Raw genomic sequence first — 14847 nt, forward strand, 5'->3', positions numbered from 1 at the left:
CTATCGCTAACATGCTCGCCTGATGTTTCAGCGGCGCGCGCTGCGCTTGCGGGGGACGGGCTCGCGGACGTGGCGCCGGCCGGCTGCGAAGCTACCAGATGCCCGCCGGCGACCGGCTCCTGTAGTGCTGCGTCTTGCGATGGCAGCGCAGCATCCGGTGCCGGCGGCTGCAGCTTCACCATGGCGGCCGCTTCGGCAAACGGGTCGTGGGTTTCTTTCAAGGTGTTCTTGACGTGCTGCTGTGCGGCCTCAGCACTGGCCACAGCTTCACGCGCGCTGCGCTTGATCTCCTCGATCTCCAGCTCGCGCTCGACTTCGGCTTTGACGTTGTCCCAGCCGCTGCGAACGCGGCGCAGCAACGCGCCAGCGGTACGGGCCGCGCCGGGCAGTTTTTCCGGGCCCAGCACGATCAAGGCGATCAGTGCGAGCAGCACCATTTTGCCGAGACTAAGCTCGATCATCGACGCTCTCGATCATGGCCCCGCTCCGCCCGCCGCGCGCTTACTTGGTTTCGCTGGAGTCGCGCTGACCCTGCGTGGTGCCGGTGCGAGTGCTGTCCACCGGCGGGTCGGCGCGCAAGTGCTCCGCGTCCTGACGCTTGGCCTCGGCCTCCTTCTGCTTGGCTTCGTCATCGCCGCTGACGCTTTTCTTGAAATCGCGGATGGCGGCGCCGAGGTCTGGGCCGAGGTTGCGAATCTTCTTGGTACCGAATACCAGCAGCACCACGACCAGCAAGATGATCCAGTGCCACATACTGTCAAAACCCATGATGACCTCTGAACCGATCCGAATGAACCCATGGAGCTCAGGCAGCAACCCGAGCCCGACAACTAGCGTGAAGTGTACTCCTCAAGACGGTCCCGAAAATCCACGACCGGCCCGGGCACGTTGCTGACGCCGCCTTCGAAGATGCGACGCGGCGTGATGCCTGCGCCGTATACCGCCTCGTTGGCGTCGTAATCGATGCGCAGTGCCGCGCCATCGATGGCTACGCCGGCAAACAGGCCGCGCGAACGCGAGTAGGAGTAGATCTCCGCCTTCATCTGCGCGTCGGTGGAAGCCGTCGCCGTGCGGCCAACCGGGCCGGCGGCAGCCGAGGCGTCGGCGCCGACGGTAAACTTGCCGTTGACGATGGAATCCACGCCGCGTTGCGTGCGGAACACCAGCACCAGGTCGGTGGACGACACGCCGGCCTGGAAACCGATGCTGCCGCCGGTAACGGTGACAAAGCTGGGATTGGACCAGGTACCGTCCGGCGACTTCACCGAAATAAGACCCTCGCCGCGGCGGCCGCCGAACACGAAGCCGACCTTCAGCACGTCGGGGATCACCGCGATCGCCTTGGCGTCGCGCAGCAGATCCTGCGGAATCGACTTGTCCGGCGCTTCCATGATTTCGCTCAGCACACGCACGGCATTCTTGGCGCGCACCAGCGGCGGATCCTCGGCATGCACGGCCATGGCAGGCAGCAACAGGGCCGCGCCGATCAGCAGCAGGCGATGCAGTGGTGTCTTGAACATGGATGGCTCCGCGTGAGGGTGGAAGAGTTGAGGCTGGAGATGAATAAGCTAATGACGCCGCGCACCGCAGCGCGCGAGGCTTGTGGCAGACTCATGCGCCTGCTTCAAGCGCGACGCCACCATGCCCTACAACAACTATACCGGCGTTGCCGGTCATTCCAACGGGCAGCCCCTGCCGCCCGTTCAGGCTGGCGTGCTGCTGGTCAATCTGGGAACACCGGCCGCGCCCACGGCCAAAGCCGTGCGGCCGTATCTGGCCGAATTTCTCAGCGACCCGCGCGTGATCGAAGTGCGCCGCTGGCTGTGGTGGCTGATCCTGCACGGTGTGATTCTTCGGCTGCGGCCCACGCGCTCGGCCCACGCCTACGCCAAGGTCTGGACCGAACAGGGCTCGCCGCTTCGCGTCGGCAGCGAGGCGCTGGCCGCCGGACTGCAGACCGAGCTGAGCCGCCAGCGCCCGAACGGCCCGATTCGCGTGGCGCTAGCCATGCGCTACGGCGAACCGTCGGTCGCCAGCACCATCGAACGACTGCAGCGCGAAGGCGTACGCAAGCTGCTCGTGCTGCCGATGTATCCACAGTATTCGGCGACGTCGTCCGGCTCGGTCATCGACGCGGTGATGGACACCTATAAAACGCTGCGCTGGCCGCCCGAGCTGCGCATCATCAACGACTACCACAACGATCCGCTGCATATCGGCGCGCTGGCGACCAGCATCGAGCGCTGGTGGCAGACTAACGGCCGCGGCGACAAGCTGCTGCTGTCCTTCCACGGCATCCCCGAGCGCTACCTGCATGCCGGCGACCCGTATTTCTGCCAGTGTCATGCCACCGCGCGCCTGCTGCGCGAACGGCTGGGTCTGACCGAGGACAAGCTGGTGATCAGCTTTCAGTCGCGCGTGGGGCGCGAGCGCTGGCTGCATCCGTACACCGACCAGATCGTGCGCAAGCTCGCCGCCGAGGGCGTGAAACGTCTCGACGTCGCCTGCCCCGGGTTTTCGGTCGACTGTCTGGAAACGCTGGAAGAAATCGCCATGCAGAACCGGGATTTTTTTATCGAAGCCGGCGGCAGCACGCTGCGCTACATCCCCGCATTGAATGACAGCGCCGAGCAGGTCAGCAGTCTCGCGGCGCTGATCCTACGCCACGGCCAGGGCTGGGACGAGTTTGCCACCGACTACGATCCCGCCGCCGCGAAACAGCGCGTCGTCGATGCCGACCGCCGCGCCAAGGCCTTGCGTGATCGCGCCGACTGAACGCCGCATCGCCCTGCCGCATCTCGCGCTGGCGGTGCAGGTCTGGGGTGACGATAGCGCGCCGCCGCTACTGGCCCTGCACGGCTGGCTGGACAACGCCGGCAGCTATGCGCTGCTCGCGCCGCGGCTGACCGAGCGATATAAGGTAATCGCGCTGGATCTGCCCGGTCACGGCCATTCCGATCACCTGGCGAGCGGCGCCAGCTACTACTACCTCGACTACGTGCGCGCCGTGCTCGACGCGGCGGACGCGTTGCAGCTCGATCGCTACACCTTGCTCGGCCACTCGATGGGTGCCGGCATCGCCGCCCTGGTTGCCGCCGCGACGCCGCAGCGCATTGAACGCCTTTGCCTGATCGAGGGCCTCGGTCCGCTCGGCGACGACGGCACACAGACGTTGAAGCGCTTTCGTGAGGCACTGACGCCACATGTCGGCAACCGCAAACCGCTGCGCGTGTTTCGCGATGTCGAACAAGCGGTGAGCGCGCGGGTGATGGCCAGCGGACTGGCGGCAGAGCTGGCGCGACCGATCGTCACGCGCGGCCTGATCGAAACCGAGGGCGGCTGGCGCTGGCGCAGCGATCCGCGGCTAATGCAGACCAGCGCCATGCGCCAGGCCGAGTCGCAAATCCACGCCATCCTGCGCGGTATCGAAGCGCCCAGCGCGCTGCTGCTCGCCGAGCCCGCGACGCCCTACCTGCCCAGCGCCCCGATGCAGGCGCGCGCCGATTGCGTGCCGAACATCGTCGTCAACCATCTGGCCGGCGGCCATCATCTGCATCTGGAACAGCCGGCCGCCGTCGCGGACTGGATCGGCGCGCCTGCCTAGCGCCGCCCGTTACCCGAACCTCAGGCCCAAATGCCTTTCAGCCGCAGGATTGTGCGGCGGCGTTCGGTTATCGTGCACGTCTCATTGCCCAGCCCTGACCCATGAGCCCGCTGCCGACCTCCGAATCTACCCACCGTCGCGCCGCGCTGACTTTCATCTTTGTCACGGTGATGGTCGACATGCTGGCGTTCGGCATCATCATTCCGGTGCTGCCGCATCTGATCGTGGATCTGATCGGCGGCAGCATCGCGAAGGCGGCGGTCTGGTCGGGCGCGTTCGGCGCGCTGTTCATGCTGATGCAGTTCGTGTTTTCGCCGGTGCAGGGCGCGCTGTCTGATCGCTACGGGCGGCGCACGGTGATCCTGATTTCCAGCTTCGGCCTTGGTGTCGATTTTGTGGTGATGGCCATTGCACCGTCGCTGTGGCTGCTGTTTGTCGGACGCGCGATTTCCGGCGTATGCGCGGCCAGCTTTTCGACCGCCAACGCTTACATAGCCGACATCACGCCGAAGGAGAAGCGCGCCGCCGCGTTCGGCACGCTGGGTGCGGCTTTCGGTGTCGGTTTCATCATCGGCCCGGCACTGGGCGGCTTTCTCGGTCATCTGTCGATCCGCCTGCCGTTCTGGATTGCCGGCGTGCTGTCGCTGATCAACTTTGCCTACGGCCTGTTCGTGCTGCCCGAATCGCTGCCAAAGGAAAAACGCACGGTGCGATTCGCCTGGCGCGAGGCCAACCCGCTGGGCGCACTGATCCTGCTGCGCCGCTATCCGCAGGTGTTCGGCCTGGCCGCGGTGTTTTTTCTGATCAACCTGGCGCAGTTCTCGCTCAATTCGACCTACGTGCTCTATACCGACTACCGCTACGGCTGGGGGCCGCAGGCGGTGGGCTATACGCTGGCCCTGGTCGGCCTGTGCAGCGGGCTGGTGCAGGCCGTACTGGTGCGCCGACTGATGCCGACGTTCGGCGAGCGCCGGCTGATTATCGGCGGCTTGCTGCTGTGCGTGGTCGGCTACTTTTTCTTAGGGCTGGCGCCTGTCGCCTGGGTTTTTCTGGCCGGCATTCCGTTTCTCTGCCTGGGCGGACTGGCCGGTCCGCCGGCGCAGGCGATGATGACCCAGCAGGTCGATCCACACGAGCAGGGCCGGCTGCAGGGCGCGCTGACCAGCCTGGCCAGCCTCGCCGGTATCTTCGGACCGGCGCTGTTCGCCAATATCTTCGCGCTGTTCATCAGCGACCATGCGCCGGTTCACTTGCCGGGCGCGGCGTTCATTCTCAGTGCGGCGCTGCTGCTGGTCTCCGCGCTGATCGCCTTCAGCATGACGCGCGCCGACAAGATTGTCGCGCCAGCGGCCAGCGATGAACTCGCGCCGGTGATGCCGTTCAAGCACTTTACGCCCGAACCGCCATGCGACGAGCCGCTGGCCAGCAATGACCGTCCCCTCACATCTTTTCAGCACGACTCAAAGGAAACACCACCGTGACCATTTCGATGTATCAGACCGCTGTACCCGTCACCGTTCGCGCGCTCGAAAACCTTGCCCATGTCCTTAAGAAGGGTGCCGAGCACGCTGCGGTGAAGAGCGTCACCGACCAGACCCTGCTGCAGACGCGGCTGATCACAGACATGCTGCCGCTGGTCAAGCAGGTACAGATCGCCACCGACATGGCCAAGAACGGCGTGGCTCGCCTGGCGGGCGTGGAGCCGTTGAAGTTCGACGACACCGAAACCACGCTGGACGAGCTGCAGGCACGCATCGCCCGCGCGGTCGAGTACATCCAGACCTTTACCCCCGAGCAGATCGACGGCAGCGAAACGCGCGCGATCACCATGAAGACCCGCAATGGCGAGCTGAACTTCGAAGGCCAGAGCTACCTGCTCGATTTCGTTTTCCCGAACGTGTTTTTCCACTGCACCACCGCCTACAACATCCTGCGCGAGTCCGGCGCGGAACTGGGCAAGCAGGACTTTATCGGCAAGGCCTGAGAGCCTGTTCAAAGTGTCTGCATGACGGCGGCTCGCCGCCGTCATGCACCTTGCCGAACTGTGATGCGTACCTCGATTTGCCCTCGCCTGCTGGCGCGCCCCCTGCATCAACTGAGGCGTACCACGAAAACCCATTCGGCGAGGGAGCTCTCATGGAACATATCGAATACATCATCGTTGGTGGACCGCAGCACGGTTCGATCAGCCGCGGTCCACGCCAAGCCGATTCGCCCATGCTGCCGGCGGAAGCGGCTTGCGATGGTCTGATCTGCAGGGCGGCTGCACGCCGCCACGGCAGTCAGGGCACGCGCTATCTGCTGCTCCACCCGCAGGCAACCGGCGAGCAATTTCTGACCATGCTGGCCGCGTGAGGTGACGCGGCGGGGCACCTGTTCGCAGCGTGGCCGCTCAATTTTCCCAGCGCGACCGATTTCCACGCGCCACGGCATATCCATCCCGGTTTGCCATGTAAGACCGAAGTTACAGCGCGCCTTGTCGCCTCACGCGATCGCATCGACAATAGCCGACCGAGCCGCTGCGCTCAGCCGCGCCGATCGACTGCCTCCCACCCCTCATGCTGCGAATCACCGACCTCAAGCTGCCGCTGGACCATCCCGACGAGGCATTGCCCAAGGCGATCCGTGCGCGGCTCAAACTGGATGCGAAAGAGCCGCTGAGCTTCACAGTGGCCAAGCGCAGCTACGACGCGCGCAAGCGCGGCGCGATATTGCTGATCTACGCGCTGGATGTCGATACGCCGCGCGAAGCCGAACTGCTGCAGCGGTTTGCCGGCGATAAGAATATCGGGCCTACGCCGGACACGAGCTACCGCTTCGTCACGCAGGCGCCGACGCAGCTGCCGCGGCGGCCCGTTGTCATCGGCACCGGGCCGTGCGGGCTGTTTGCCGGACTGATCCTGGCGCAGATGGGTTTTCGTCCGATCATCCTCGACCGCGGCAAGGCCGTGCGCGAGCGTACCAAGGACACCTGGGATCTCTGGCGCAAGCGCAACCTGCATCCCGAATCCAATGTGCAATTCGGCGAGGGTGGCGCCGGCACGTTTTCCGACGGCAAGCTGTGGAGCCAGATCCGCGATCCGCAGCATCACGGCCGCAAGGTGCTCACCGAGTTCGTCAAGGCCGGTGCGCCGGAAGAAATTCTCTACGTCAGCAAGCCGCATATCGGCACCTTTCGGCTGGTGACGATGGTGGAGAACATGCGCGCCACGATCGAGTCGCTGGGTGGCGAGATCCGCTTCGGCCGCCGCGTCGACGATTTGCTGATCGACATCGGTGCCGATGGCAAGCGCCAGCTGCGCGGCGTGAGCCTGGAAGGCGGCGAAGAAATCCTCGCCGATCACGTGGTGCTGGCGATCGGCCACAGCGCGCGTGACACCTTCGAGATGCTGCACAAACGCAACGTCTACCTGGAAGCCAAACCGTTCTCGATCGGCTTTCGGGTCGAGCATCCGCAATCGATCATCGACCGCGCGCGCTTCGGTGCGCAGGCCGGCCATCCGCTGCTCGGCGCCGCCGATTACAAGCTGGTGCATCACGTCACCGGCGATCACGCCGGCAGGGGGCGCTCGGTCTACAGCTTCTGCATGTGCCCCGGCGGCACCGTGGTAGCCGCGATGTCGGAGCCCGGACGCGTGGTCACCAACGGCATGAGCCAGTACTCGCGCAACGAACGCAACGCCAACGCCGCGATCGTGGTGGGCATCGAGCCGGCGGACTTCGTACCATTCGATCCGGCATCCACCGACGGGCAGATCCACCCGCTCGCCGGCATCGCGCTGCAGCGGGCGCTGGAAAGTCGCGCGTATGCGCTGGGCGGCGAAAACTACAACGCGCCCGGCCAGCTGGTCGGCGATTTCATTGCCGCGCAGCCGTCGCGCGAGTTAGGCGACGTCGAACCCTCGTTCAAGCCCGGCGTTACGCTGGGCAGCCTCGACAGCGCGCTGCCGGCCTATGCGATCGAAGCGATTCGCGAAGCGCTGCCCGCGTTCGACCGTCAGATCAGAGGCTTCGCCCTGCACGACGCGGTACTCACCGGCGTGGAAACGCGCACCTCGTCACCGGTGCGCATCAAGCGCGACGACAGTTTTCAAAGCCTCAATACGCGCGGCCTCTATCCCGCCGGCGAAGGCGCGGGCTACGCCGGCGGCATTCTTTCCGCCGCCGTCGACGGCATCAAGGTCGCCGAAGCGGTGGCGCTCAGTATCGTGGCGCACTGATCGGTTAATCGTTCTCGCGGAATTGATTGCTGCGTCAAGCGTCCCTATATGTGGGTTTCAAGCACGCACCGAGGTATCTCCGTGACCGATCCAGCCAAAACCGCCGCTGCCAAGCCGGCGCCCGTCAAACCCGTTCCGATCAAGATCGATTTCGTCTCCGACGTATCGTGTCCGTGGTGCGCGATCGGACTGGCCTCGCTGCGCCAGGCGCTGGCAAGTCTCGGCGACGAGGTGGCTGCCGACATTCATTTCCAGCCATTCGAGCTGAATCCGAACATGCCGCGCGAAGGCGAGAATTCCACCGAACATCTGATGCGCAAGTACGGCAGCACGGCCGAACAGATCGACGTCAATCGCGAAAACATCCGCGCTCGCGGCGCTTCGCTGGGCGTGACGTTCCGCATGGATCGCCACACCCGCGTCTACAACACCTTCGACGCGCACCGGCTGCTGCACTGGGCCGAGCTGGAGCGCAGGCACGTGCCGCTGAAGCAGGTGCTGCTGCGCGCCTATTTCACCGATGGCGACGATGTCAGTGACCATGCGGTGCTGCAGCGACTGGCCGAGGAAGTCGGCCTGGATGCGGCCGAGGCGAAGCGCATTCTCGCCAGCAATGTGTATGCCGATGAAGTGCGCGCGCAGGAGCAGTTCTACTTGCAGCACGGCATCCAGTCGGTGCCGGCCACGATCATCAACGATCGTCATCTGATTTCCGGCGGGCAGCCGCCGGAGGCGTTCGAACAGGCGCTGCGGCAGATCATTCAGCCGGCCTGATTCTGCCTGGGTTCGATGCCTGCCGAGCGAGCAACCTATGCGGTCGGCTTGTGCGGCTCCAGCCACTGCCGGATCGGCGCGGGGCGACCGAGCAGATAGCCCTGGCCCATCTCGCAGCCCATCGCCAGCAGGGCATCGCGCTGTGCCTGCGTCTCGATGCCTTCGGCAATCACTTGGATGTTGAGTGCACGCGCCAGCGCGAGAATGGCAGCCACCACGGTGGTGCTGTTGGTATTGCCTTCCTTGTCCAGCTCCAGCACGAAGGCGCGATCGATCTTCAGCATGCGCAGCGGCAGCGAGTGCAGATAACTCAGCGACGAATAGCCGGTGCCGAAATCGTCCAGCGCCGCGCCGACACCGATGCTGCGCAGCCGGTCGAGCGTGCCGCGCACGCGTTCGGGATTGTCCAGCAGCGCACCCTCGGTCACCTCGGCCACCAGTCGTGGCGGCGGCAGCCCGGTTTTTTGCAGGAGCTGGATCAGCCGCGTGTCGAAATCGGCGTGACGCAGATGCAGTGCCGACACGTTGAACGTCATGAAGATCTCATCCGAGCCGTGGCCAGCTAGCAGGCCGCAGCTGAGTTCGAACATGCGCCAGTCGATCTCCTCGATCAGCCCGCTGTCCTCGGCGATCTTGAGAAAATCCGCCGGCCGCAGCAGTCCGCGCTGCGGGTGGTTCCAGCGGATCAGCGCCTCGTATCCCACGACCTGACCGCCGTCGAGTCGGCAGATCGGCTGGAAGTAAGGCTCGAACTGCTGTTGCTGCAGCGCCCGACGCAAGTCGACCTCCATCGCCAGCACGTCGACCACGTTTTTCGCCAGCGTCTCGTCGAACAGCTCGTAACGCTTACGGCCCAATTCCTTCGCGCGGTATAGCGCGATGTCCGCGTCGCGCAGCACTTCGTCGGCGTCGTGGTAGTGGCTGTCGCCAATGGCGATACCGACGCTGGCGGTAGGCTGCAATTCCTTGCCGGCCACCGGCATCGGCGCGCTCAGCGCATCGAGCACGCGCTGCGCCACCGCGGTGGCGATCGAGGCGTCTTCGACGTTTTCCAGCAGAATGGCGAACTCGTCGCCGGCCAGTCGCGCCACCAGATCGGGATGACGCACGCAGCTGGCCAATCGAGCCGCCACCTCTTTCAACACGTCATCGCCAGCCAGATGACCCAGGCTGTCGTTGATGATCTTGAACCGATCGATATCCAGATACAGCAGCGCACAGCGGTGCAGCGGTTCGTGCTTGAGCAGGTTGAGCACGCGATTGATGCGGTCACGCAGATAACTGCGGTTGGGCAGCCCAGTGAGCGAGTCGTGCATGACCTGGTGCTTGAGCTGATCCTGGATCCGCTCGCGTTCGATAATTTCCTTGCGCAGCGCCTGCGTGCGCTCTTCCACGCGATGCTCAAGCTGCTCGTAGGCCCGACGCAGCGATTCGGCCGCACGCCTCCGCGTCAGGCTGTTGGCGATCTGCGTGGCGACGAAGGTGAGCAGCTCCTCGTCGGCGGCATCGTAGGCATTTTCCTCGGTGTAACTCTGCACCGTGACCAGACCGATCACCTCGTCGCCGACGATGAGCGGCACGCCGAGCCAGCAGCGCGCGGGCGAACCGGTGCGCCCGGAAGCGATCTGACCGAGCGTCTCCATTCGCCCGATGTCGGTATTGTCGGCGCGCAGCGCGACGCCACTGTGCAGCACGAACTCGCTGAGCCCGCGCCCGAGCCGGCGACTCGGCGGCGGCTCATCCACCGCATCGACCGCATAGGGAAACATCAGTTGCTGACGATCATCGGAAAGCAGGCCGATAAAAAAGTTTTCCGCATTCAGCAGCTCGCCCACCACCGAGTGCACGCGGCGATAGAACTCCTGCTGATCGATGTCGGCCGTCGCCAGCTGCGCGATGCGAAACAGCGCCGTCTGCAGATATTCGGCGCGCTGGCGCTCCAGGACCTCCTGCTGCAACCCACGATTGGCCTCGGCCAGCTGCAGCGTGCGCAGCTGCACGCGGCGCTCCAAATCCTCCTTGGTCTGCTTGCGCTCCAACGCGGTGAGGATATGGCTGCCGACGAACTCCAGCAGGTTCAGATCGTCCTGCGTGAAACCGATGCCGGCCTGATAGCTCTGCACCACCAGCGCGCCGCCGGGCTGGCCGTCGCGCAGCATCGGCACGCCGAGCCATTCGTGGCTGTCCGAACCGATCTGAATCACCGGGCCGGCAACCTGGGCCAACAGCTGCTCGGCCGTACCCATGCGGGCCTTACCATCCTTGATGACGTACCAGGTCAGCGAGTGCTCAATGTCCTGCAGCGGCATGTCCTGAAAGTCGCCCGGCGGAGTCGAATCCTCTGTATCGACGAAATACAGGAAGCGAATCGTGTCGCGCTCGCGATTGAGCTGCACGATAAAAAAATTTTCCGCATACATCAGCGTGCTGACGATAGCGTGGATGCCGCGCAGCATGTCGGGCATATCGCGATCGGAGCCGGCCATGTCGGAGATGGCGAACAGCGCGCGCTGCAGCGTTTCGGAACGCTCCAACTGCAGGTGCGAGTACTGCAGTTCGGACCACTCCAGCGCGCGACGCAGGTACTGGCCGGCCAATACGATCGGCGCCTTCAGCTCGTCGGGAACGTCGGACCACTCGTAGCCCGGATGCAATGCCACCACTATCAGCGCCGACTCGGGCATTTCGCACAGGCGCAGGGCCATGCGATCGCCCTGCGCGCTCCACTGCGGCTTGCCGGAACTGGCCGCCGCGTAGAGCCAAGTCCAGTCTTCATCAGCAAAACGAGTCGGCGGCACGCAGCGATGCTTGCCCGGTTGATCCAGCGCCCACACCACCGAGGCGGCCGCGCAATGAGGGTGCTCAAGCAAGGCGCCAGCGATCACCGTGGCAACTTCTTCGGGCGTATTGGCCGCGATCAGCCGCGTCAGCCATAGCAGATGCGTGGAGCTGTGGGCCGACTTCACGTCCACGTCATTCATCGATGGACTCCCCCAAGCCCGTGCTTACCAACGCTCACCATTTGACTAGCATACCCCTTCGGGCAAACCAACAAAGCCGCCCGACGACAATGGCGATAAACTAACGAATGGTTTCCGCAGCGGATTTTCTTGCGCCGTCCGCGCGCCCATGCACGCACCGATGGCGATGCACGACTCGTCGATGCCGCTGAATGATTCACTCGCTCCCCGACCATTACGCACCTCACTCGCGCCACAGGCTGAACCACTCATCCATGCTCGCTGACAGCACGAAAGATGCCATCCGCGCTTCCTATGCACGCATCAAGGACGGTTTGCCGGGTTTCCGCCCGCGCGCGTCGCAGGGCAAGATGATTGCCGAGGTAGCCAAGGCACTGGGCCAGACCGGCGGCGTGGCGGTGATCGAGGCGCCGACCGGCACCGGCAAATCGATGGCGTACCTGATCGCCGGCCTGGAAGTGGCGCGCTTCCAGAAAAAGCGGCTGCTGATTGCCACGGCCACCGTGGCCCTGCAGGAGCAGCTGGTGCAGCGGGATATCCCGCAGTATCTGCGGCTTAACGGCATCGAGGCCAAGGTAGCGCTGGCCAAGGGCCGCGGCCGCTACCTTTGTCCGCGCAATCTGGCCATGGCCACCGCCAGCCTCGACGATTCCGGCCAGATGGGCCTGGCCGGCATGGACGCCGACCTGGCGATCTGGAGCAAACCGCCGGCAGCGCGCGACAAGCAGACGCTGGTCAAGCTCAGCGCCGCCTTCGATCGCCGCGAGTGGGACGGCGACATGGACACCGCGCCGGAACCGGTGAGCGACCTGGTTCGGCCCATGATCACCACCAGCGCCGGCGGCTGCACCAGCCGCAAGTGCGCACACTTTATGGTCTGCCCGTTTTTCGCCGCGCGCCGCGCGGTGGACGATGCCGAGATCATCGTCGCCAATCAGGATCTAGTGCTGGCCGACCTCACCATGCCAGGCGAGGACGAAGGCTGGGGCGGCATCATCCTGCCGCGGCCGGACGAAACGCTCTACATCTTCGACGAAGGCCATCATGTGGCGGCCAAGGCGATCGATCGCGGCACCGCCGAGGTCTACATGACCCTCAGCGCCCGCCAGCTGAGCAGACTCGGCCGGCAGGTGCATGCGGCCTACTCGCTGACGGACAAGGAGTCGATCGGCAAGCTCAGCCTCGACAAGGGCGACGAGAAACTGCAGGAGCTCAGCAATGCGCTGGAGGAACTCGAACGCGAGATTCGCCTCGGCTGGCTCCCCGATCCGGCCGAGGCCGAGCCGATGTACCGCGGCTCGCTCGGCCAACTGCCCGAACCGTGGGTGGAGCACGCGCGGGTATTGAGCGTCTACACCGATGAAATCCAGCGCTGGTTGAATGCGGTGCGCCGTGCGGTGGTCGAAATGACCGACGGCGGCCCGACCCAGGAAGCGTTGTCGCGCGAACTCGGCATCGCGCTGGAACGTCTGGAAAAGCAGGCGCGCTGCTGGCGATCCTGGGCTGCCAGCGACGTGGACAACGCGCCGCCACTGGCGCGCTGGGTCACCCTCACCGCCGACCAGCAGCTGGTCTGTCATGCCTCGGCCGTATCTGCTGGCGGCATGCTCGGCGCCGTGCTGTGGGGCAATGCCAGCGGCGTGGTGATGACCTCGGCCACGCTGAGCGCGGGCGGCAACTTCCGCGGCTTCGCCGACTCGGTCGGCCTGCCCGATGACGCGGTGTGCGTGAGCCTGCCTTCGCCGTTCGATCTGGCCAGCCAGGCCAGACTGGAAATTCCGGCCATGCGCACCCTGCCCGAAGCGCGCGAAGCGCATGCCGAGGAAATCAGCGAATGGCTCGCCGACAACCTCGACTGGGACGCAGGCAACCTGGTGCTGTTCACCTCGCGCGCCAAGCTCGATCGCGTGCTGCAGAAGCTGCCAATCGCGAACGTGCGCAAAGTGCGAGCGCAGGGCTCACTGGGCAAATCGCAGCTGGTCGCCGAGCACTGCGCCGATATCGAGGCCGGTAAGGGCAGCACGCTTTTTGGCCTCGCCTCGTTCGGCGAAGGCCTCGATCTGCCAGGCAAGCTGTGCGAGACGGTGGTGATTACCCAGCTGCCGTTCGCCGTGCCGACCGACCCTGTCGGCGCCACGTATGCGGAGTGGCTGGAATCGCGCGGCCGCAATCCGTTTCTTGAGGTGAGCGTTCCCGAGGCGACACGGCTGCTGACGCAGTACTGCGGCCGCCTGATCCGCAACGAAACCGATCAGGGCCGCATCGTGCTGCTGGATCGCCGCGTGATACTGAAGCGCTACGGCGCCGGCATGCTGCGCGCCCTACCGCCGTTTCAACGCGTGATCGAGCGCACCGCATGAGCAAGCCTTCCGACGATTCATCGATCATTCGCCGCAGCGATTGTCTTTCCGTGCCGTGGAAAAACGGCATGGGAACGACGCAGGAAATAGCCGTCCAGCCGTCCGAATCACATACCGACCACTTTCTGTGGCGAGTCAGCGTCGCCGAAGTAAACAGCGCCGCGCCATTCTCATCCTTCCCGGGTATCGACCGCCATATCGTGCTGCTCGAAGGGGCCGGTTTCATCATGACGCTGGACGACGATCGCAAGCACGCACTGGATACGCCGTTCGTACCGTTCGCGTTTGCCGGCGAAGCCACGATAGCCGTGACGCTGGTCGATGGCGCGACCCGTGATTTCAATCTGATGGTGCGCCGGGCAGAAGCCTGGGGCGACGTCGTCGTCATGGCAGAACCCGGCACCTACCGACTAGAGCCCGATGTGGTTCTTGTCTACGCGGCACGCGCTGAGATCGATACGGCCGTCGGCGTATTGCACGCCGGGGATACCTGGCGAAACGGTTCCGGGCGAAGCCAGGTAACGCTTCGCGACGGCGCCGTTGCGCTCGCGATCCGCATTCGTCCAAAGGCTTGAAGCTCTGACATCAGCCCTGGCGGCGCAGCCGATATCGAACGTCTCCGACCGGGGTGTCGAGAGTCATCTACGCAGCGCCAGCCGTCTGCGCTAGAGTTGTCGCACTACCTACGCGGAGGGCGTGACATGGTCGGGTTCGTGCTCTGGCTGTTGCTGCTGGTTTTCTGCTGGCCGCTGGCGCTGCTGGCGCTGGTGCTCTATCCCATCGTCTGGCTGATCGCCCTGCCGTTCCGGCTGGTCGGCATCACCGTCGGCGCCGTGTTTGCGCTGCTCACTGCCATTCTGTTTCTGCCGGCACGCGTGCTGCGCGGTCATCCGGCCTGAGTAGCTCGC

The 14847-nt window shown here is 64.9% G+C and carries 13 protein-coding genes and 1 pseudogene; 10 read left to right on the forward strand and 4 right to left on the reverse strand.

Annotated elements, in window-relative coordinates:
- Nucleotides 1–239: 239 nt before the first annotated feature.
- From tatB to HDE78_RS08085, 3 genes and pseudogenes are all read right to left on the reverse strand, one after another.
- A pseudogene (tatB, locus tag HDE78_RS21045) lies at nucleotides 240–461 on the reverse strand (Sec-independent protein translocase protein TatB); the annotation flags it as partial.
- 40 nt (nucleotides 462–501) lie between these two features.
- Nucleotides 502–768 carry a twin-arginine translocase TatA/TatE family subunit gene (gene tatA / locus HDE78_RS08080; RefSeq protein WP_179478059.1) on the reverse strand — a complete coding sequence of 89 codons (267 nt, stop codon included), beginning with the start codon at nucleotides 766–768 and terminating at the stop codon, nucleotides 502–504.
- 62 nt (nucleotides 769–830) lie between these two features.
- Nucleotides 831–1520 carry a lipid-binding SYLF domain-containing protein gene (locus HDE78_RS08085; RefSeq protein WP_179478061.1) on the reverse strand — a complete coding sequence of 230 codons (690 nt, stop codon included), beginning with the start codon at nucleotides 1518–1520 and terminating at the stop codon, nucleotides 831–833.
- A gap of 121 nt (nucleotides 1521–1641) precedes the next feature.
- Between HDE78_RS08085 and hemH the strand changes: the two genes are divergently transcribed.
- The 7 genes from hemH to HDE78_RS08120 all read left to right on the forward strand — a co-directional run bounded on the left by hemH (nucleotide 1642) and on the right by HDE78_RS08120 (nucleotide 8598).
- Entirely contained in the window at nucleotides 1642–2775 is a 1134-nt protein-coding gene (gene hemH, locus HDE78_RS08090) for a ferrochelatase (RefSeq protein WP_179478063.1), read from the forward strand.
- Nucleotides 2759–3604, forward strand: coding sequence for an alpha/beta hydrolase (locus tag HDE78_RS08095; RefSeq protein WP_179478064.1), 846 nt, complete (start codon nucleotides 2759–2761; stop codon nucleotides 3602–3604). The genes hemH and HDE78_RS08095 overlap by 17 nt, the downstream gene beginning before the upstream one ends.
- 101 nt (nucleotides 3605–3705) lie before the next feature.
- Nucleotides 3706–5085, forward strand: a complete 1380-nt coding sequence (locus HDE78_RS08100) for a TCR/Tet family MFS transporter (RefSeq protein ID WP_179478065.1) — start codon at nucleotides 3706–3708, stop codon at nucleotides 5083–5085.
- Entirely contained in the window at nucleotides 5082–5588 is a 507-nt protein-coding gene (locus HDE78_RS08105; protein ID WP_179478066.1) for a DUF1993 domain-containing protein, read from the forward strand. The genes HDE78_RS08100 and HDE78_RS08105 overlap by 4 nt, the downstream gene beginning before the upstream one ends.
- Nucleotides 5589–5740: 152 nt before the next feature.
- Nucleotides 5741–5959, forward strand: a complete 219-nt coding sequence (locus tag HDE78_RS08110; protein ID WP_179478067.1) for a hypothetical protein — start codon at nucleotides 5741–5743, stop codon at nucleotides 5957–5959.
- 203 nt (nucleotides 5960–6162) lie between these two features.
- Entirely contained in the window at nucleotides 6163–7824 is a 1662-nt protein-coding gene (locus HDE78_RS08115) for an NAD(P)/FAD-dependent oxidoreductase (RefSeq protein ID WP_179478068.1), read from the forward strand.
- A gap of 81 nt (nucleotides 7825–7905) precedes the next feature.
- A complete protein-coding gene (locus HDE78_RS08120; protein ID WP_345776043.1) occupies nucleotides 7906–8598 on the forward strand; it encodes a DsbA family oxidoreductase in 693 nt (230 codons plus the stop codon).
- A 35-nt stretch (nucleotides 8599–8633) separates the two neighbouring features.
- Here the strand turns inward: HDE78_RS08120 and HDE78_RS08125 are convergent, their stop codons facing one another.
- Nucleotides 8634–11579: an EAL domain-containing protein gene (locus tag HDE78_RS08125; RefSeq protein WP_179478070.1), complete on the reverse strand. Its 2946-nt coding sequence runs from the start codon at nucleotides 11577–11579 to the stop codon at nucleotides 8634–8636.
- A gap of 254 nt (nucleotides 11580–11833) precedes the next feature.
- Between HDE78_RS08125 and dinG the strand changes: the two genes are divergently transcribed.
- The 3 genes from dinG to HDE78_RS08140 all read left to right on the forward strand — a co-directional run bounded on the left by dinG (nucleotide 11834) and on the right by HDE78_RS08140 (nucleotide 14838).
- Nucleotides 11834–13939 (forward strand): ATP-dependent DNA helicase DinG, encoded by a 2106-nt coding sequence (dinG, locus tag HDE78_RS08130; RefSeq protein ID WP_179478072.1) that lies wholly within the window; start codon nucleotides 11834–11836, stop codon nucleotides 13937–13939.
- Nucleotides 13936–14514, forward strand: coding sequence for a HutD family protein (locus tag HDE78_RS08135; RefSeq protein WP_179478074.1), 579 nt, complete (start codon nucleotides 13936–13938; stop codon nucleotides 14512–14514). The genes dinG and HDE78_RS08135 overlap by 4 nt, the downstream gene beginning before the upstream one ends.
- A gap of 126 nt (nucleotides 14515–14640) precedes the next feature.
- The gene (locus HDE78_RS08140) at nucleotides 14641–14838 is read left to right on the forward strand and encodes a hypothetical protein (protein ID WP_179478076.1); all 198 of its coding nucleotides are present in this window, start codon (nucleotides 14641–14643) and stop codon (nucleotides 14836–14838) included.
- The last annotated feature ends 9 nt before the right edge of the window (nucleotides 14839–14847 follow it).

Origin of the sequence: Rhodanobacter sp. K2T2, from assembly GCF_013408815.1 — a bacterium.
In the GTDB taxonomy this organism is placed as follows: domain Bacteria; phylum Pseudomonadota; class Gammaproteobacteria; order Xanthomonadales; family Rhodanobacteraceae; genus Rhodanobacter.